Annotated in this window: 17 protein-coding genes, 2 pseudogenes and 1 riboswitch; of the genes and pseudogenes, 2 read left to right on the top strand and 17 right to left on the bottom strand. The window is 50.3% G+C overall.

Annotated features, from left to right (window positions below):
• Positions 1–92: 92 nt before the first annotated feature.
• Positions 93–1511, top strand: a complete 1419-nt coding sequence (locus A3SI_RS06950; protein WP_009054661.1) for a glycosyltransferase — start codon at positions 93–95, stop codon at positions 1509–1511.
• A gap of 32 nt (positions 1512–1543) precedes the next feature.
• Here A3SI_RS06950 and A3SI_RS06945 read toward each other — a convergent pair whose 3' ends face one another.
• From A3SI_RS06945 to pdeM, 14 genes and pseudogenes are all read right to left on the bottom strand, one after another.
• The gene (locus A3SI_RS06945) at positions 1544–2668 is read right to left on the bottom strand and encodes an alanine racemase (protein WP_009054659.1); all 1125 of its coding nucleotides are present in this window, start codon (positions 2666–2668) and stop codon (positions 1544–1546) included.
• 110 nt (positions 2669–2778) lie between these two features.
• A complete protein-coding gene (locus tag A3SI_RS20405) occupies positions 2779–3375 on the bottom strand; it encodes an SGNH/GDSL hydrolase family protein (protein ID WP_009054658.1) in 597 nt (198 codons plus the stop codon).
• A gap of 32 nt (positions 3376–3407) precedes the next feature.
• Positions 3408–4247, bottom strand: coding sequence for a hypothetical protein (locus A3SI_RS20400; protein ID WP_009054656.1), 840 nt, complete (start codon positions 4245–4247; stop codon positions 3408–3410).
• An 8-nt stretch (positions 4248–4255) separates the two neighbouring features.
• Entirely contained in the window at positions 4256–5752 is a 1497-nt protein-coding gene (locus tag A3SI_RS22375) for a TonB-dependent receptor plug domain-containing protein (RefSeq protein ID WP_316929113.1), read from the bottom strand.
• Between the two features lie 119 nt (positions 5753–5871).
• Positions 5872–7143: a TonB-dependent receptor gene (locus A3SI_RS22370; RefSeq protein ID WP_316929112.1), complete on the bottom strand. Its 1272-nt coding sequence runs from the start codon at positions 7141–7143 to the stop codon at positions 5872–5874.
• Positions 7144–7423: 280 nt separating this feature from the next.
• Positions 7424–7771 carry a gliding motility protein GldC gene (gene gldC / locus A3SI_RS06930; protein WP_009054653.1) on the bottom strand — a complete coding sequence of 116 codons (348 nt, stop codon included), beginning with the start codon at positions 7769–7771 and terminating at the stop codon, positions 7424–7426.
• A 67-nt stretch (positions 7772–7838) separates the two neighbouring features.
• On the bottom strand, positions 7839–8495 hold the full coding sequence (locus tag A3SI_RS06925; RefSeq protein WP_009054651.1) for a 3-oxoacid CoA-transferase subunit B: 657 nt from the start codon (positions 8493–8495) through the stop codon (positions 7839–7841).
• Between the two features lie 26 nt (positions 8496–8521).
• Positions 8522–9216, bottom strand: a pseudogene (locus A3SI_RS06920) (CoA transferase subunit A).
• A gap of 16 nt (positions 9217–9232) precedes the next feature.
• Entirely contained in the window at positions 9233–10165 is a 933-nt protein-coding gene (locus tag A3SI_RS06915; protein ID WP_009054646.1) for a bifunctional riboflavin kinase/FAD synthetase, read from the bottom strand.
• On the bottom strand, positions 10152–10853 hold the full coding sequence (truB, locus tag A3SI_RS06910; protein WP_009054645.1) for a tRNA pseudouridine(55) synthase TruB: 702 nt from the start codon (positions 10851–10853) through the stop codon (positions 10152–10154). The genes A3SI_RS06915 and truB overlap by 14 nt, the downstream gene beginning before the upstream one ends.
• A 2-nt stretch (positions 10854–10855) precedes the next feature.
• Positions 10856–11650, bottom strand: a complete 795-nt coding sequence (locus A3SI_RS06905; RefSeq protein WP_009054644.1) for an undecaprenyl-diphosphate phosphatase — start codon at positions 11648–11650, stop codon at positions 10856–10858.
• A gap of 18 nt (positions 11651–11668) precedes the next feature.
• The gene (locus tag A3SI_RS06900; RefSeq protein WP_009054643.1) at positions 11669–11881 is read right to left on the bottom strand and encodes a DUF3098 domain-containing protein; all 213 of its coding nucleotides are present in this window, start codon (positions 11879–11881) and stop codon (positions 11669–11671) included.
• A gap of 3 nt (positions 11882–11884) precedes the next feature.
• Positions 11885–12775, bottom strand: a complete 891-nt coding sequence (locus A3SI_RS06895; protein ID WP_009054642.1) for a cell division protein FtsX — start codon at positions 12773–12775, stop codon at positions 11885–11887.
• A gap of 75 nt (positions 12776–12850) precedes the next feature.
• Positions 12851–13546, bottom strand: coding sequence for a ligase-associated DNA damage response endonuclease PdeM (pdeM, locus tag A3SI_RS06890; RefSeq protein ID WP_009054641.1), 696 nt, complete (start codon positions 13544–13546; stop codon positions 12851–12853).
• A gap of 57 nt (positions 13547–13603) precedes the next feature.
• On the opposite strand from pdeM, the gene A3SI_RS06885 reads away from it, so the two are divergent.
• On the top strand, positions 13604–14065 hold the full coding sequence (locus A3SI_RS06885) for a DUF2147 domain-containing protein (RefSeq protein WP_040670358.1): 462 nt from the start codon (positions 13604–13606) through the stop codon (positions 14063–14065).
• Positions 14066–14153: 88 nt separating this feature from the next.
• Here the strand turns inward: A3SI_RS06885 and A3SI_RS06880 are convergent, their stop codons facing one another.
• The 3 genes and pseudogenes from A3SI_RS06880 to A3SI_RS06870 all read right to left on the bottom strand — a co-directional run bounded on the left by A3SI_RS06880 (position 14154) and on the right by A3SI_RS06870 (position 17142).
• Complete coding sequence (locus A3SI_RS06880) at positions 14154–14555, bottom strand: VOC family protein (protein ID WP_009054639.1); 402 nt, start codon at positions 14553–14555, stop codon at positions 14154–14156.
• A gap of 187 nt (positions 14556–14742) precedes the next feature.
• Positions 14743–15804 carry a homoserine O-acetyltransferase family protein gene (locus A3SI_RS06875; protein WP_009054638.1) on the bottom strand — a complete coding sequence of 354 codons (1062 nt, stop codon included), beginning with the start codon at positions 15802–15804 and terminating at the stop codon, positions 14743–14745.
• Positions 15805–15814: 10 nt separating this feature from the next.
• Positions 15815–17142: pseudogene (locus A3SI_RS06870) on the bottom strand (O-acetylhomoserine aminocarboxypropyltransferase/cysteine synthase family protein).
• A 396-nt stretch (positions 17143–17538) separates the two neighbouring features.
• A riboswitch (SAM riboswitch) is annotated at positions 17539–17647 on the bottom strand.
• Positions 17648–17873: the final 226 nt, after the last annotated feature.

The raw sequence follows: 17873 nt of genomic DNA, 5'->3' as shown, positions 1-17873 counted from the left end.
GACGAAAACAGTGCAATAAGCGCTTGTATGACACTTTTTTGTATTTGGCGCTTCTTTTGTCGTGCAGCCAGGGTACTCAAGTTCTATTCCCCATGCCGAAACACCCTTTTACTATTACGTTTCAAAAGCCGCAGGCGCTTGCGCTTAGTCAGTTTACAGGCGGACGTGTTATCACAGCTTTTTTCTTACTCGCTATAACGTGGTCTATCTATTACCTCTTTTGGATCGCTCCTGATCAGCTTGCCGAAAGCCCTTGGTTAAGTTTTCAGCAGGAAAGGGGCAAAGCGCTCTGGTTCAGCACCTTACTGACGGTGAAGGTAGGTCTTTTCCTCTTTTTCCTATCGCTTTTCCGTCGCTATCGACCACAAGAGGTAGCGATTCGGGAGGATCTTCCCATGCTTACCGTGATCGTGCCTGCCTATAATGAAGGCGCTCAAGTATTCGGCACACTGGAAAGCATCTTTGCAAGCGACTACCCACATAGCCGGCTGGACGTGGTGGCTGTAGATGATGGCAGTGTGGACGATACGCTACAGTGGATTCGCCAGGCAGCGAAAAAATATCCCCAACTTTCTGTTTTGGCGCAGCCAAAAAACAAAGGCAAGCGAGCCGCCCTTTACCGGGCGATACGTCAAGCCAAAGGAAGCATCATCGTAACCATCGACAGTGATTCGCTGGTACGTCCTGATACCCTCCGCAACTTGGTCGCCCCGCTCGTGCTGGATCCCAACTGCGGTGCTGTGGCAGGAAAGGTGGAGGTGCTAAACCGTGCCGCAGGGATACTACCCAAGATGCTTGCCGCCAGTTTCAGCTTTAGTTTTGGCTTTATTCGTGCTGCCCAAAGCGAGGTGGATACGGTCCTTTGCACCCCGGGTGCCCTTTCGGCTTACCGGAAAAAAGCTGTGGATGCCTGTCTGGAGGCTTGGTTTCACCAAACATTTTTAGGCCGTGTCACTACCATAGGGGAAGATCGGGCCATGACTAACCTGATCCTCAAGCAGGGCTATTCGGTAAAATTCCAAGCCAATGCCGTGGTAGAAACCATGGTGCCAACGGACCTGAAGGGCCTTTCTCGTATGTACACACGCTGGGAGCGGAGTAACGTACGCGAAAACATCCATTTGGCGGGCTTTGTTTTCGGCCCTTTCCGCGCCCAAACGACTGGGGCTCGTGTTCTCTGCCTGAACCAGTGGATGAAAATGCTTTTGGCACTGCCCATGTTTCTGCTTTTTATCGCTTTCTTCATGCTGGCGCCTGTGTATATGTTTGCGCTGATCTTGTTGAGTGCCACTCTGCTCACACTTGTTCCCGTGGCTTTCTGTGTCTGGTCTGAAAGAAACTGGAATGGGCTCTGGTTACTCCCGTACAGCCTCCTTTATGCGTTTACATTAGCCTGGATCAGTCCCTATGCACTCGTAACGGTGCGTAATGGGGGCTGGCTCACCCGTCAGTCAGTGGTGCCTGCATCTGCACATAAGGCCCGCCTTCCAGAGGAGTCTGTAGCTGCGTAAGGCCAGCTTTATCCTATCCCATAGCTGGCCATTTAACTAATAGCATATCCTTCTGCATGATCGATCGGGGCTAACGAACCCACCAGTCGGTAGCCCCGCATGCAGTCGGCGGTCATGCAGGAATGTACAGGAAGAATGCCTATGGGCTGCCCGACCTGTAAGCTGCGGCACCATTCCGGACTGCCTTGGATCAGTCCATGCTCCTGGCTGATGGACTTTACATAGGGGGCCTGGCCTTCGGCAAAGAGTGTCCAGTGACCATCTGCACTCAGTTGGACCACTTCTCCATACGAGCTCCCAGTGGGCGTGTTTAAAACATCTTTAGAGAGATGCACTCCTCCACCATGCACCAGAACCTCTCCCCGTTCTGTGCGGATATCTACGATGGGGCATACCAAAGCAATGGCAATGTCCTCTCGCTGACAGCTACCGATGGCTACCTGTGTCAAATCATAAAATTGATAGTTGCCCGGGCCGATACTATCCACTGTCCCGAAATCGCTCCGCATGGAAGCCCCGGGGGTATCCGCCACACGGGTTTTTAGTTGTGGATGGCTACCTTTAAAATGGTTTTTTAGCTCAGCCAGCGCGGAAAGTGTTTCCTCGTAAATGACATCCACGTCTCCTTTATACGTATGGCCAGGATGTATATAAAATCCTTCGAAGCGCAGGTATGGACAGGTGGCGCTGAGCGCCAAAACACGCTCGATGCGTTCTATATCATCGTGAAAAATACCCGCCCGCCCGTAGCCAGCATCTATTTCGATCCAAAAAGCCAAGGGTACCTGAAGTTGGGCTACACAGGCTTGGATAAAGGCCTCATTGACGACTTGCACACTTAGCGGGCACTCAGAAGCGAGTGCCTGAATCTCTGGAAGCAAGGCAGGGGAAAGGGGAAATGCAATGTGCAGCATGTCCCAGTTCTCCTTTGCTAGATAGCGCGCCAGGTGTAAAGAGGAGACGGTAATTTTTTTGCCGCCTGTGGCTTTAAACCACTGTGCCACCCTACGGGACTGAGCTGTTTTAAAGTGGGGAACCAGTTCCAGACCGAGATGAAGGGCTTTTTCTTGCATACGCCGAAGGTTACGCTGGCAGCGATCGGCATCGAGTAATAGAGTAGGGGAATGAAAAGGGAAGGAGGGTTTGTTTGGGGACATAAAAAGGGCTGTTCTCGTTTTGATTTTCTTTCGCTCCTGAAAGTACAAGACGCAGGGAAAAGAAACAAATCAAAAAGGAACAGCCCAGCAATTAGTTTGCGGTAAGGGGATTACTGAGGAAGATCATTCCCCATAAACTCATTTGGGTTCGCTAACGGAATAGTCGCTCCCCATTTTTGGTTGATAGCGCGAATAAACTCATTAGCTACGAAAGCATGTGCCCGCGCATTCGGATGCACACCGTCTAAGCTGAAGCCACCATTTGGAGGGGTGATAGAGGCCGTAAGCGGGATATTGCCGGCACTTACTTGACCGTTTAAGGTACGTGTAAGTAAGTTATTCACATCCACAAGCACGAGTCGGTCTGCCTGAGCCATCACTGCAGCTGCCAGAATGCCATTAAAGGTATTGATTTTTGTCTGCACCTCTTCTTGCTCGATACGCGTCAGTACGAAGCTGTCCTCCACTGGAAAACTAATCCCGCGGATAAGCTGCGGGTTGTTATTAACAGGCTGTCCCAGTGCAGTCGAGAGCTGTAGTACAGGCTTATCAGTCGCATTACTTTGGCGGATGGAAGGGAGGCCGAAGCTACTCAAGTCGGTCAAGAAGCGATCCTCCATAAGAAATCCATTTTGGCCTGCTACGAAGCGGATGGTACGAAGCTCTCTTTCGGCAGCGGTGATGACTCCTTGGGCCTGGAAGGCCAAAAGGGCATTGTTATAATCCGAAAACTGACTGGTTACGAAAGCGGCTGTGGGCCATCAAGAGGCAAAGCATTCCAAGGCACCAAGTTGAAGAAAGGCAGCACATCCAAGTTAGGGATATTGGCCACCGCACCTTTGGCAGCAGGATTGGCTTGTAAAAGTGCTCCTAAGGCTAGATTTAGGCGCATTTGGAAATCTGCATCTGAAGTTAGAATGGCCGGATTAGCCGCTCCACCGATCGCATAACCGAGGACGTCGTTATTTCCTAACCAAAAGGTAAAGAAAGTTCCTCCTGAGGCCAGCGCTGCAGCAGCATCTCCGATAACGGTACTTTGTCCAGGAGCACTGGCAAAGCGCGCATAAAGCGGATTGAAAGCTGGATTTTCTGGGGACGCGGGACCACCTAGGAGTGGCGTAAGTGCCGTTCCCAGCGTAATGCCTGGAACCCCGAAATTATCTAAATCTGCGCGATCACCAGTAAACGGTGCTGGAACGTCACCCGGTCCGATCGGAGCAGGACCTACTGCTCCTGTTTGTGGATTTACCTGTAACACCAGTCTGCCTAAAGGCTGACCCCCTGGCCCTAAACCAAAGAAGCCATTTTCAGAATTGATATCCGGCAGGCGAGTGGAACGCCCTCCCACAGCCGTGGACTGCTCTGCTAGAATAACGGCAAAGGAATTTTGCTGGCCACGTGTGTACAGTGCACCGTCCATAAATCCAGCGGTAAGTGAATTGCCCACATTGATGATACGAGAAAGGTCTACCTCTCCCGAATCGGGTGGGGCTACCGTGGTATCAGGAAATTCGTAGGTACACGATACGGCTGCTAAAAAACCCGCAGCGAGGAGTGTATAGTTTAGATTAAATTTCATAGTCGGAATTAGTTAAATAGCTCATCGAAAGTGATGGATACGTAATAAATCGCACCGATAGTAGGCCCTCCAAAATTCAGGATGTAGCGCTCATTAAAGATGTTCGAGCCGCCTAGCTTTAAGATAGACTTCATAGACGGTAAGCGATAGCTCATCTGAGCATCCACGGTATGCACTTCAGGCACATCTCCGATAGCAAAGCTAGACTCCCAGCGGAATGCAGACTGATAACGGTAGGCGACGTTAAAGCCAAAATTACGCGTCAATTTACGATTGCCGAAAATGATGTTAAACTTGTGCTCTGGCGTGTTAAACTCTGCCAAGAAATCTTCCCCTACATCGGTAATCAGCCTGTTAAAGTTGTAATTTCCGGAAAGGGTATAGTTTTTAGGTAGGTTATACTGCAAGCCGATCGCTGCTCCATGCGCTAAAATATTTCTTCCTGTAATGTTCGTATACGTTTGGAAGGTATTTTCCTGGCCCGGAGTCGTAATCGGTGTCAGTAGCGTAGGCGCATTTAGTGCATTAATCGCTAACTGTTCTGCGTTAGCAGGGGTAGGGAACACAGGTCCCGGAGCGCGACGTACAGAAGAAAGCGTAATAAAGTCATTGAAGATGTTATAGTAATAGGCCGCATCGATAAGCAGGCGATTGTTGGCCAAAAGACTTTTATACCCTACTTCGATAGAGCGCACCTGCTCGGGACGTAGCTCAGGAATCAACTCTTCCGTAGCCGGAACCAAAAGGCTAGTGGCCGCCGGGGATACAGGACTTGCGCCCGCTCCAACAGCCGCAATGTACTGGTTCACGGAAGCTTGAGTAAAGGAGTTGGTGAAGATGTCGTATTTTTCACGGTAGAAAGGCAGCCCTCCGATAAGACGGGCCGAAACTACGTTCAGGTCGATATGCTGTGCCTGCGTGGTCGGCATACGGAAACCTGTTTGGTAGGAAAGGCGGATGTTATGGTTGCCTTCTGTGAGCACCCCTGAAATCCGTGGGCTAAACTGACCAGCGAAGTTTTCATTTTTATCGTACCGAATCGAACCGGTCACTTTAAATTTGTCAGCAAAGAGACGCTTAGACGCTTGTGCAAAGCCTCCCCATTCTGAAATCGTAATATCATTTCCTTCTACATCCGCGAAGATGGTTCCATTCGAACGTAGATCGAAGACACGGTACTGTGCACCCACTTGTAGGTCAATCCAGCTGATTTCTTCACTGAAATCATACATTCCTTCGAGCATATTCATGCGAGACTGATCATTAAAGAGCGCTCCCTGTGGGATAACATCGCTACGCACTTGGGCTACTGCGGCATCGAACTCTGGTGTGCCCGGCAGCAGACGTCCAGTATCTGCTACGCCACGCGCAAACTGGTGGGCTGCAGCCTGCTGCTGCGGAGTCCCAAAGCTACCAGGAGCTACTCCCTGCTGCGCGAGCGCGGCCATATAACCGATGGTGTATTCACCGAACCAAGCACTGTTATCTTTCCAAAGCTGATTCACATTCACTCCTACCAGATCGGCGATAAAGGAATCTCCCGAATTTTCGATCGTCGTGTAGGCACGTACGAAGTAATTCGCTCCTTTGAGCTCTAATTTATGCTGCTGGATGTCGAAGTTCGCTAAAGAGTAGCGCTGCGCCCTGTATAAACGGTCGTTCCTGCACCGTAATTAAAGGTATAGGAGAGCTCATTACGGTCATTTAAGCGATAGTGTAAGGCCGTGTTGACCTTATAATTAGATGCCCCATAGTCCACTAAAAAGCGTTCATCGTACCCTGTACGTGAGACCACTTGATCTGGAATACTGCCGATAAAGCCTCCTAAGCCTAGCTGCTGGGCCTGCTGCTGAATAGCACCCACATTACGTAATAAACCGATATTATTCGCTACTTCATCGCCAAAAACGTGTACGCGATCCGCTCCTGGGTTAAACGGAAGGTCGCCCTGTGCGCGAAAGTTTAGATCTGTCTGATCAGTACCGTACCAGTCTTCAGCACGCATAAAAGAAGCGTTTACCTTAAAGGCAAATTTGTTGTTGAAGGCCTTCGCATAGCGAATAGAACCCTCGAACATCGGCTGTGGACTCGTCGGCTCTCCCGGACGTCCATTGAGATGGTTGACCCCTTGCTTGTAAAAAGCACTGAACCCCTGATATTCGAAAGGATTTTTAGAATTTACCAGTAAAATACCGTTGAAGGCGTTCGGTCCATACAGTGCAGAAGCTGCTCCAGGGATAAACTCTAAAGATTCCACATCCAGCTCAGAAGGTCCGTTCAAGTTGCCGATTGGGAAGTTAAGCGCAGGAGCCTGGGTGTCCATGCCATCGGTCAGCTGTACGAAACGTGTATTTCCGGTAGAGTTAAAGCCTCGCGCATTAATAATCTGAAAATTAATGGAAGAGGAAGTTACATCTACACCCTTAAGATTGGCGATAGCCTTATAATAGTTATCAGAAGGGGTATCGCGAATCGCTAGGATATCCATTTTTTCGATGGAAACAGGCGATTGTAAGATACTCTCCTCCACGCGGGAAGCAGAGACGACCACCTCTTGTCCCAGCAAGGTCTGCTCCGCCAGGTCGATTCTCAGACCACTCACCTCTGCTTGGGTAATTTCGATTTCTTTAGAGGTGTAGCCCACCATACTCACGACTAGTGTTAAAGGAGGTGCCTGATTCACCCTCAGGTTGAAATTCCCTCGAGCATCGGTCACGGTTCCGATTACTTTGCCCTTCACCAGGATGTTTACCCCTATTAAGGTCTCATTCGTGCCTGTTTCCAGAACCGTTCCGGAAATTGTGGTGGTTTGAGCGGTGGCTACTTGAAAACTCATCAGCATCAGGATGCTCATCAGCAAGCCCCATCGCCCCATGTAATTGGTAAATGTTTGCATAGGTATTTTGGGTTTAAAGTTGGTCGGGAGGCGGATTCTTCCTTATTTCCTTAGGAAAAAGCCCACTTATCCCATTACAATTTTGTTAAAATACCTGATATCTGCAATGGTCTTTTGTTAAATTCAGCGTAGAAAGAGTAATATTTTTTTATACTGCCTGATTATTCAGATTAAATCCTTGTTTTTCAACACATTATGCATGCATACTATTTTAGAAAGCATAAAAAAAGCCGAACTACAAGGGATATAGTTCGGCTTTTCGGAAGCGAAATCTTCGGTTTTATCGCTGACTGTTACGCTTATTTTCTTCGTTTACGTGTTTTACCAAACGATCGCAGAGGTCTTTCATCTCTTCCGACATGTACTCATCTCCCGTACTGTTCAGAATCGTTTGGGCCATGCCCCCGATCACATCGATGTAAAAACGCTTCATCTCCGCTACCGACATATCGTCTGTCCACAGGTCGATACGGAGGGTCGAGTGATTTAAATTGTCCCATACATTTAAGCTCACGCTGCGTGTGCTTTCCATACCGGCGCCCTCCTTATCAGAGGCATCCCAAAGGATCTGCTTGGGCATGTTTTTTTCATCTAATTCAACTTCGAAATTAATCGTAGACTTCTTCATCGGTAGTAAATAAAATCTTGGTCAACCGAAAAAACGGTGGGGGTATAAAATAAGTTCAGGCGCTGCGCTAAAATGTCATTTCAGGAATCTCGCCGTCCACTAAGAGTTTACCCTCTGTTTTCGACTGGATTTCCGCTACTGACACCCCTGGGGCTCGCTCCAGCAGACGGAAGCCACCCTCTGGCATCACTTCTAAAACGGCCAGGTCAGTTACGATTTTTTTCACACAGCGAATTCCGGTGATAGGTAAGGAGCACTGCTTAAGAAGCTTAGATTCGCCACTCCGGCTGCAGTGCTGCATGGCCACGATGATATTTTCAGCTGAGGCCACTAAATCCATAGCGCCACCCATGCCCTTTACCATTTTACCGGGGATTTTCCAGTTAGCGATATCCCCGTTTTCGGATACTTCCATGGCCCCTAAGATCGTCAGGTGTACATGGCCGCCACGGATCATGGCGAAGGACTCCGCAGAACTGAAAAGGGCCGATCCCTTCGTCATTGTAATCGTTTGTTTCCCTGCATTAATTAAATCGGGATCCACATTTTCTTCGGTGGGGAAGGGGCCGATGCCCAAAAGTCCATTTTCAGACTGGAGCACCACCTCCAGATCGTCCGGGATATAATTAGCAACTAGTGTCGGGATGCCGATGCCTAGATTGATATACTGACCGTTCTGTACCTCTCTGGCGATACGCTGCGCGATTTGATCTTTTGTTAACATGCTTGGTTCGGTTTAAGGTGGCGAAATTACTTGCGCGTGGTTCTCTGCTCGATGCGTTTCTCATAATTCACGCCTTCGAAGATCCGCTGTACATAAATGCCCGGCGTATGAATAGCGTTCGGATCCAGCGTACCTGCTGGCACTAATTCTTCTACCTCCGCGATAGTAATAGCACCAGCCGCTGCCATCATGGGATTAAAATTTCGTGCTGTACCTTTAAATATCAAATTACCGGCGTATCCCCTTCCCACGCTTTTACGAAGGAAAAATCTGCCTTTAACCAGCGTTCCATCAGGTAGAGCTTGCCATCGAATTCACGCACTTCTTTGCCCTCGGCCACCTCTGTACCTACACCTGCCGGAGTAAAAAAGGCCGGGATGCCCGCACCGCCTGCCCGCACGCGCTCGGCGAGGGTGCCCTGAGGAATTAACTCCACCTCGAGTTCTCCGCTTAGGAGCTGACGCTCAAATTCTGCGTTCTCCCCCACATAGCTGGAAATCATCTTGCGCACCATGCGCTTTTTTAACATCAGGCCGATGCCGAAGTCATCCACCCCCGCGTTATTCGAAATGCAGGTGAGGTTGTTAATGTCTTTCGCTAAAAGCGCCTGAATGCTGTTTTCCGGAATACCCGAAAGCCCGAAGCCTCCAAGCATCAGTACGGCACCACTGTGCACATCAGCCACGGCCTCCTCAGCATTTTTAACAGTTTTCGTTATCATAGTAGCGTGTATTAGGTTATTTGCGTTCAAGTAATTGTTTCGCGTGTTTCCTGTCCTTTTCGAGCTGTTCTTTTAGGGCTTCTAGGCCATCAAATTTGCGCTCCTCGCGCAAAAATGCCAGCAAGCGCACCCGTACGCGGCGGTCGTACAGGTCGCCTGTAAAGTTAAAAAGATTTACTTCTATACTGCGATTAATTCCATTAACGGTGGGCCTGCGGCCGATGTTCAGCATGCCGTCATATTCAGTACCCTCCACCTCGATGCGTACCGCATAAGCACCCTCTCCAGGAACTAATTTATAATCATGGGGCAAATGCACATTCGCTGTCGGAAATCCGATGGAGCGTCCTACTTGCTGCCCTTTTATTATAATGCCATTTAATTCGTAGGGAGCGCCCAGGTAATCATGCGCGGTCTGCACATCGCCACGGAGAAGTGCTTGCCGGATTTTCGTGCTGGAGATACCGATATCTTCGATGTCCTCCCGCGTGATTTCCTCTAGCGCAAAACCAAAGCGCGCCTCATTTTCGCGTAAATAAGCAAAAGAGCCGGCGCGATCCTTGCCGAAACGATGGTCGTAGCCGATAACAAGCTTGTGCGTGCCTATCGTGTCGATCAGAATGCGCTGCACATAGGCCTCCGGGCTCAGCTGCGCAAATTCCCGCGTAAAGGGTATGGTCAGCAGGTGATCGATCCCATTTTTAGCCAGCAGCGCGGCCTTCTCCTCGAAGGTGCTGAGTAAGCGCAGCTGGTGATCATCTGGATAAAGCACCAGGCGCGGATGAGGCCAGTAGGTGATCAATACCGTTTCGCCGCCCACTGCGTCCGCCTGCTCACGGATGCTACGTAAAATTTTTTGATGCCCCTTATGCACCCCATCGAAAGTCCCAGAGGTGACGATGGGCTTACGCAAGGGACGAAAACTACTTATTCCCTCATAAATCTGCATGTGCTCTGCGTTCTTTAAGTCGCGTAATAAGTGCTGGTAATTCTTCCGCGTCTGCCAGCGTGTAAGCTCCGATAGCCGTTCGGACGAGGGCGGACATATAGGCCCCCACCCCCAGCGCTTCGCCGATGTCCCGAGCCAAAGACCGAATGTAAGTGCCCTTCGAGCAGCGAATGCGCAGCTTAATCTCCGGTAAACTGAAAGCTAAAAGTTCGAGTTCAAAGATCTGTACCGGACGCGGCTGCAGTTCCACCTCTTCCCCTTTTCGCGCCGAAGCATATACCCGCTTGCCATCCACTTTTATGGCTGAATGCTGCGGGGGGACCTGCTCGATCGCACCGCGGAAACGCGCGAGGACCTCTTCCACCTGCGTGGCATCGATGCCACTGGGGTCAGCGACAGGAATCACCTCTTTTTCTAAGTCGAAACTTTCCGTGGTCGCGCCCAGCACGAAGGTCGCCTCATACGCTTTTTCTTGTGCCATGTACGACTCGATCTGCTTGGTCATTTTTCCGGCGCAGATAATCAGCAGGCCGGTGGCCAAAGGGTCCAGCGTGCCCGCATGCCCTACTTTTTTCACCTGCAAGGCATGGCGAATTTTCTTGACCACGTCAAAAGAGGTCCAGGTATACGGTTTATTAACGAAAAAAACCTCTCCGTAAGGAGCGGGAGTTGGATTGGTAGCTGACATAATTAGGCATTTAACCCGACCACTAGGGCGATGGTTCCGACGATGGCGCAGTAGATGGCAAAATAGGTAAGTTTACTTTTGCGCACCAGCGCGATCATCCATGTACAGGCAAAGTACCCGGAAATAAAGGCGAAGAGAAAGCCTACGGCTAAAGGAGGAAAGCCCTCAGCAGTGTAGGTGAGCGCCCCGTCCAATAGATCTTTGGCGATTTTTCCGAAGATAAGGGGAACGACCATCAAGAAAGAGAAGCGGGCCGCTCTGTTTTTATCGATACCCAAAAGCACGGAGGTAGAAATCGTCGCGCCGGAGCGTGAAATCCCCGGCAGCATCGCCACCGCTTGGGCTAGCCCCACGATCGCTGCCGCACCAAAGGAGACTTCCTTTTCGGTATGTTTGGCCCGGTCGGCTAAAAGGAGTAGGGTAGCAGTAACCAAAAGCATACCGCCTACAAAGGCGATTTTGCCTCCAAAAAACTGCTCCAGCTGCTCATCGAAAAATAAGCCGACGATCACGGCAGGGATCATGGATAGCACGATTTTCAGGGAGAACTTAAATTCATCGTTCCATTTAAACTGAAAGAGTCCCCTTGCCACTTCCGCCAGGTCTTTTCGAAACACGATTAGCGTAGCCAATGCCGTGGCGAAGTGTAAAACAATCGAAAAAAGCATGCTTTCCTCGGGTACGGCCTCATCACCTAAGAGGTAGGCGGCGATTTCCAGGTGCCCGCTAGAAGAAACAGGCAAAAACTCAGTCAACCCCTGGATGATTCCCAGGATGACAGCATCTAGAATGTCCATAAATGTAAGGGAGACGCCTTAGGCGTCGGTTTTCTTGGTATAAAAAATAGCGTAAAATTGAAATAAAAAACCTCCCAGCGTTAGGATAGGCCCTAATGTCAACCCTAAAAAGCCGAAGCCATGAGGTTCGCTGTCCAGTGCTGTTAAGGTAAAGCCTAAAATGATGATCGCTAAGCCGATGAGCATCAGGCGGTAGTTGTCACGCGTAAACGCAAAGTGTTTCTTATCCATCGTTTAATACAGTTCGTCTAAAGACATATTTAAATATTTATTCACAGCAGAGAGGGTGCTGAAAAAGGACAGCAAGGCGCCCGCTAGCACCAAGCCCCCAAAAAGGCCGAGAAGTAAGTTGAATTCACTCAGCAAGCTGAAGCCATCGATTTGTTGCTGCGTATAGAGAATCAGGCCGTACAAAATCAGAGAGGCGATGCCTCCTGCGACAGCACCATACACGAAGGAGCGCGCTAGGAAAGGCTGCCGGATAAATCCCCTTGTGGCGCCCACCAGCTGCATGCTGCGGATCAGGAAGCGCTGAGAAAATAGCGCTAGTTTAATCGTGTTATGGATCAGCATGATTACGGTAAGCACTAAAATCAAGACGAATCCCGCCATGACGAGCGACACCTTTACCATGTTTTGATTGATGGCCTCCAAGAGGTCATTCATGTAGCTGGTCTCGAAAACTTCCTCCATTTTTTCGAGGCTGGCGCTGATTTCAGCTAACTGCTCGGCAGTCTGAAATTCTTCTGCCACGCTAAACGAAATGCTGGCGCGGAGTGGGTTGTCGTCGAGAAACTGCATAAAATCTTCCCCTGTGTCGGCGAGAAATTTTTCGGCTGCTGCTTCTTCTGTCGTAAAGTTTATGAGGGCTTCCCCTTCACGTTTGAGCACATAAGGCTGACTAGCGATGCGCTGCTGCACCTGTGCGTACTGCTGCTCGGTCAGCCCTTTTTTCAGGAAAACCTGCACTTCTACATTTTCACGGATGAGGGAACTGAGCACCTTGGCCTGGATGATAATCAGGCCGAAAAGTCCCACGATAAAGAGGGATAAAGTCGTACTGAAAAGTACGGATAAAAATTTAAAGCGCCCTAAGCGGGTCTTTTTTCTGGCTTTTGTGCGCATGCGTTACCATTCCATTAGAATTCCAAAAGTACGTTTCTTTCCTGAATATTGCCAATTCCTTTTCGTTAAAGAACCTTAGCGGAGCGCCTTTCCCATAGGCCAGTGCAGCACAGTGGCACCAGAAACCAGGTAAACGCTGTCCGCTGGCGAGATTTCCGGCACATGCAGACCTGTAAAGCTCCCGAAAGCGGGCAAAATCAGCTGGCTCCCTTGGCGCAAAAAGCAGGCCATCCGGAGCTGCTGCCGTCCGCGACCCTGGACGCGAAAGCCAGGATGCACATGGCCGCAGAGAATGAGACGCTCGGTGTCAGGGGCTGTAGTGCGTGCTTCTTCTAGAGGAGTATGCCGCAGGAGCATTTGGCCCAGGGCCAAACCTTCCGCATGCACCTGCAAGGGGCTTCCCGCATACTGATGGGGCCGCAGGATATCGTGATTTCCTTTTATCAGATGCCAATTTACGGATGGATACGCGCTGATAAAGTCCAAAAAATCCTCCCAAGCGCTATTCCAGTCGCTATGGAACAGGTCGCCCAGAAAATACACGCGCTCCACGGGATAGGCCTCCACTAGGGCCGCCAGCCGCTGAAAGTCACCGGCATGCACCTGTTCAGGAACTGGTATGCCCGCCTTACGAAAATGAGTAGCCTTTCCGAAGTGGGTGTCGGCTAAAAATAGCGCGCGATGGGAGGCAGACCAGATGGCCTTTTCGGGTAATAGCGTGAGCGTTTCTCCGAAGAGCTGCAGGGTATAGGTAGCGGTAGATGGGGACACGTGAAACAAAAGCCTTTGAAATCGGGTAGTAGTTTTAAAGACAAGATTACAGTAAAAATGAAGCAAATAAAAATTTCCGTCCTATTTCTATGGACTTGTGGCTTGCATCTCGTCTTAGCACCGGGGGCCTTAGCCCAAAGTGCCAGCGATATCCTAGGGGTCTGGTGGACGCAGGATAAGGATGCCAAAGTGGAGCTTTTTCAAGAAAATGGGAAGTTTTACGGCAAGCTTGTCTGGATCAAGTCGGATCCAGAGGTGAAGGAGCCTGTCTTGGACACGAATAACCCCGAGAGAAGTCTGCGCAGTCGCCCGCTGCTGGGTATCCGCCTGCTGGAGGGCTTTACATTTAATGGGGAGCGCTATGAGGGAGGCACCATATACGACCCGACGAATGGCAAAAAATATTCGAGTCACATGACGGTAAAAAACGACAAGACGCTGGAGCTTCGTGGATATGTGGGCGTCTCTTTTGTGGGGCGCTCAGTCACCTGGACCCGCGCTGAAGCAGCAAAAAAATGAGCCGGGGGTCCACCTTCCCCGGCCCAAACCAGTACGCTAATCTAATCCTTTACGCTAATCTGGTACGCGATGCGCCAGGGCGCAAAAATCACTTGGGCGTATATTCCCAAATACCCGGAGGGACTACCTCCAACACATTCCCAAAGGGATCTTCAAAGTAAAAACTTTCCAGTCCGCTGTGCCAGTGCTGCTCATGCGTGAGCTGAATTCCTTTTTTCATAAAATCCATTTTCGTCTTCAGATAGTCTCTTTTGGGGACCTCGAAGGCGACATGCTGCTTGCCGAAGGCGAAGTGAGGGGGTAGTTCTTCCTCATTTTTCGTAGCTTCAGGTAAAAAACACAATAAAACAGAGCTTCCGCAGCGAAAGAAAGCGTGTCTATTCGGGCTAACGTGAATCAACGGGAAATCCAGAATCTCATGATAAAACTGAACCGCGAGCTCGATATCCGAAACATAAAGACAGGTTTCTTTTATTTGTGCGTATTTCATATTGTAAAGTACGTGAAATGCCTATTTTTTTTATGGGTAAAGTGATGTACAGCCAAAATATCATTTAAACAGCGGCATTAAATAGATAGATGGTATTTTTTCGTTGACAAACAGGCTGAAAACAGAAATGCCTCGAAAACTGTCCGTGGACCGCTTCGAGGCAATGGTTTTTGGCCGAAGGCCAAGATTAAACGGGTACTCCGCTGCTTAAATAAAAGGAGCGTAGCAGATAGCTAAGTTGTTCATATTCAATTAAGAAAGCATCATGTCCATAGTGTGAATGCAGCTCGCCATAGCTGCCATAGGGTACCCCTGAGGCGATTTCGCGGGACTCTTCGGCGCTAAATAAGAGGTCGCGGTCCACACCTACTGCCAGCACCTTTGCGCGAATTTCGGCGAGGGCCGCCTGCAATCCGCCTCGACCACGTCCCAGGTCATGACTGTCCATGGCTTTGGTTAAGGTCCAGTAACTGAGTGCGTCAAAACGCTCGCTGAGCTTCTGTCCCTGATAGCGGAGGTAAGCGCTTACCCGGAAATGGTCGAGCTTCTCTTGGGCATCGTTTTGTTTTAGGGCCAGATTATCCGGGTGGCGGTAAGAAATCATCGCCATGGCACGGGCGGCTTCCAAGCCCTTCTTGCCCGCCTCCGGGCTACGGCTTCCCCAGCTTTGATCAGCAGAAATGGCCATCCGCTGCGCCTCATTAAAGGCGATCAGCCAGGGGCGAGATTTCGCATTCGATGCCAAGATGATGGCATGCTCCAGTGCATCCCCCAAACTGTGCGCCCACTCCAGGCCCACCTGCCCCCCTAGAGAGCCTCCGATAAGGGTGTGAATGCGCCGGATGCCCAGATGCTCGCGTAGTAAATCTAATGCACGCGCCATATCCCGCGTGGTAAGCTGAGGAAAATCATAGTAGTAAGGCTCCCCGCTGTCGGGATTCACACTGAGCGGATGGCTGGAACCGTAACAAGAGCCCAGCAGGTTCGCACAGACGATGTAATGCCGGTCTGGATCGTAAAATTTATCTTCTCCGATCAGACCGTTCCACCATTCATGCGGTCGTGCATCCCCCGTCAGTGCGTGCACCACCCAGATGACATTGTCTTTTTCAGGCTTCAGGTGACCACTACAGGTGTATTTCAGGGTAAACCCCGCCAGCACCTCCCCGGAATCCAGTGGAAACGGGGCTGTGTGGTGAAAATATTCTTCAGTCATATCCACGATGAGATAAGGCGCGTGTAAATTCATAGGTCTTCTCTTAGGCTTGCTCGGGTACCGGGCGCTGTGCCACCACCTGAAAGGCCTGCTCGAAATCTGCTTTTATGTCTTCTATATGTTCGATGCCTAGCGACACACGGAGTAGGCTGTCACTCACTCCGGCAGCCGCGCGGGCCTCAGCACTGAGCTGCTGATGCGTCGTGGCTGCGGGCTGTATGATGAGCGTTTTGGCATCCCCGACATTCGCTACATGCGAGACTAATGTTAGTGCATCGATGCATGCCGAGGTAGCGGAGGCGTCCGCATCCAGTTCGAAGCTCAACACACCGCCAAACCCGTGCCGCAAATACTTCTTGGCATTTTCATGGTACGGTGAGCTGGCTAATCCCGGGTAGTTCACCTTTCGGACGAGAGGATGTGCTTCCAGCCACTGCGCCAGTTCCAGGGCATTGTCTACGGTGCGCTGTACGCGCAAAGATAAGGTCTCTAACCCTTGTAATAAAAGGAAGGAGTTAAATGGACTCAGGGCAGGACCCATGTCACGCAGGCCTTCCACCCGCGTTTTGATAGAAAAGGCGACATTCGGCAGCCCCAGCGGATTGCCCTCCCCGAAAGTATCCCAGAATTTTAGTCCATGATACCCTTCTGAGGCTCCGTAAACTGAGGGAACTTACCGTTCGCCCAATTAAAATTACCACCGTCCACGATGATGCCCCCGATGGAGGTGCCATGTCCTCCGATCCACTTAGTGGCGGAGGCGGTCACGATGTGTGCGCCTAGCTTCAGCGGCTGGGCGAGGTAGCCCCCCGCTCCGAAGGTGTTATCCACCACGATAGGCAGTCCATGACGGTCGGCCACTGCGCGAATCGCATCGAAATCCGGCACACTGAAGGAAGGATTTCCGATCGTTTCTAAGTAAATCGCCCGGGTATCCGCATCGATTAGCGCCTCGAAATCAGCAGCATCTAAGCTGGCAGCGAAGCGCGCTTCTATGCCGAGACGCTTGAAGGAGACTTTGAATTGATTGTATGTGCCGCCATAGAGGTGGGGGGCAGCCACGAAGTTTTGTCCACTTTCTAGAAGCGTGTGCAGCGCCAGGAACTGGGCCGCCTGTCCCGAAGCCGTGGCTACGGCGGCGACGCCTCCTTCCAGCGCCGCGACGCGCTCTTCGAAGACGGCTGTCGTGGGATTCATGATGCGTGTATAAATATTTCCAAACTCCTTCAGCGCAAATAAATTCGCGCCATGCGCGGCCGAATTAAAGGTGTACGAAGTGGTTTGATACAAGGGAACCGCACGGCTATTGGTGCTCGGATCTGGCTGCTGACCAGCATGAAGTTGGAGTGTTTCGAATCTGTACGTTGACATAATCAGTGGTTTATAGAATTAGTAATACATGTAGAAGGAAGCGGTCTCTCGACCGAGGATTCGGAGGTGCTTTAAACGAATTTGCCAAAAGGAAAAGACAAGAGGAAGCCCTAACCCGTGACAGGATCGCTTAAAGCATGCGCATACCGCAACAGAACTTACTGTCGCTATAAGGAACTAGTGATTGGAACGCCCTTAAGGGACCTCCTAGAGAACTTGCCGCCATCTTTCCTAAAGAACCTAATGTGTTCAAGAAGGAAGGGCACTTTGCGCTAAGCGCAAAAACAGATGCTAAGCGTAAGCCATGCAGCAATTGCAAATGCAAGGGAGCTCCTAAAGTATCAGGAGAAGGGGAGAAAGAAACGAAGGGCTTAGATATAAATCTCATGGTCGAAGAATTTATAGTTCCCTCGGCTGTATCAACCGATGGCAGGAATTGGCACCTTGGATTTTCCAGGTTGCCAGAGGGTCATAGAGCCTGTCTCTCGCCTCTTCTATATAAATCCCACCACATAAAAAATGCGTTAGGATACTTCAAAGGTCATGCATCGCGCCGATTTATCCAAGGTTTTTCCCTATTTTTTTTCAAATCCTCTATTTTGGCCTCAGGCCTGTAACAATCCCTAAAAATTTTAGTCTATAAAAAGGATGAAACAGCTCCTTGTTCTCTTTCTCGCCCTCTACAGCCAAGCTGTCCACACTCGCACCCATTACAGGCGCAGGTACGCACC

It is taken from the genome of Nitritalea halalkaliphila LW7 (assembly GCF_000265075.1).
Classification (GTDB): domain Bacteria; phylum Bacteroidota; class Bacteroidia; order Cytophagales; family Cyclobacteriaceae; genus Nitritalea; species Nitritalea halalkaliphila.
Note: the sequence above shows the minus strand (reverse complement) of the source record. Positions and strands in the feature narration are given on the sequence as shown.

Excerpts from the sequence above, each read along its gene's own strand:
- A3SI_RS06880 (WP_009054639.1), bottom strand. The coding sequence starts at position 14,555 with ATGAAATACGCACAAATAAAAGAAACCTGTCTTTATGTTTCGGATATC.
- A3SI_RS06905 (WP_009054644.1), bottom strand. The coding sequence starts at position 11,650 with ATGGACATTCTAGATGCTGTCATCCTGGGAATCATCCAGGGGTTGACT.
- A3SI_RS06895 (WP_009054642.1), bottom strand. The coding sequence starts at position 12,775 with ATGCGCACAAAAGCCAGAAAAAAGACCCGCTTAGGGCGCTTTAAATTT.
- A3SI_RS06945 (WP_009054659.1), bottom strand. The coding sequence starts at position 2,668 with ATGTCCCCAAACAAACCCTCCTTCCCTTTTCATTCCCCTACTCTATTA.
- A3SI_RS20400 (WP_009054656.1), bottom strand. The coding sequence starts at position 4,247 with ATGAAATTTAATCTAAACTATACACTCCTCGCTGCGGGTTTTTTAGCA.
- A3SI_RS06950 (WP_009054661.1), top strand. The coding sequence starts at position 93 with ATGCCGAAACACCCTTTTACTATTACGTTTCAAAAGCCGCAGGCGCTT.
- A3SI_RS06885 (WP_040670358.1), top strand. The coding sequence starts at position 13,604 with ATGAAGCAAATAAAAATTTCCGTCCTATTTCTATGGACTTGTGGCTTG.
- A3SI_RS06915 (WP_009054646.1), bottom strand. The coding sequence starts at position 10,165 with ATGCAGATTTATGAGGGAATAAGTAGTTTTCGTCCCTTGCGTAAGCCC.
- gldC (WP_009054653.1), bottom strand. The coding sequence starts at position 7,771 with ATGAAGAAGTCTACGATTAATTTCGAAGTTGAATTAGATGAAAAAAAC.
- A3SI_RS06925 (WP_009054651.1), bottom strand. The coding sequence starts at position 8,495 with ATGTTAACAAAAGATCAAATCGCGCAGCGTATCGCCAGAGAGGTACAG.
- truB (WP_009054645.1), bottom strand. The coding sequence starts at position 10,853 with ATGTCAGCTACCAATCCAACTCCCGCTCCTTACGGAGAGGTTTTTTTC.
- A3SI_RS22370 (WP_316929112.1), bottom strand. The coding sequence starts at position 7,143 with ATGCAAACATTTACCAATTACATGGGGCGATGGGGCTTGCTGATGAGC.
- A3SI_RS06900 (WP_009054643.1), bottom strand. The coding sequence starts at position 11,881 with ATGGATAAGAAACACTTTGCGTTTACGCGTGACAACTACCGCCTGATG.
- A3SI_RS06875 (WP_009054638.1), bottom strand. The coding sequence starts at position 15,804 with ATGAATTTACACGCGCCTTATCTCATCGTGGATATGACTGAAGAATAT.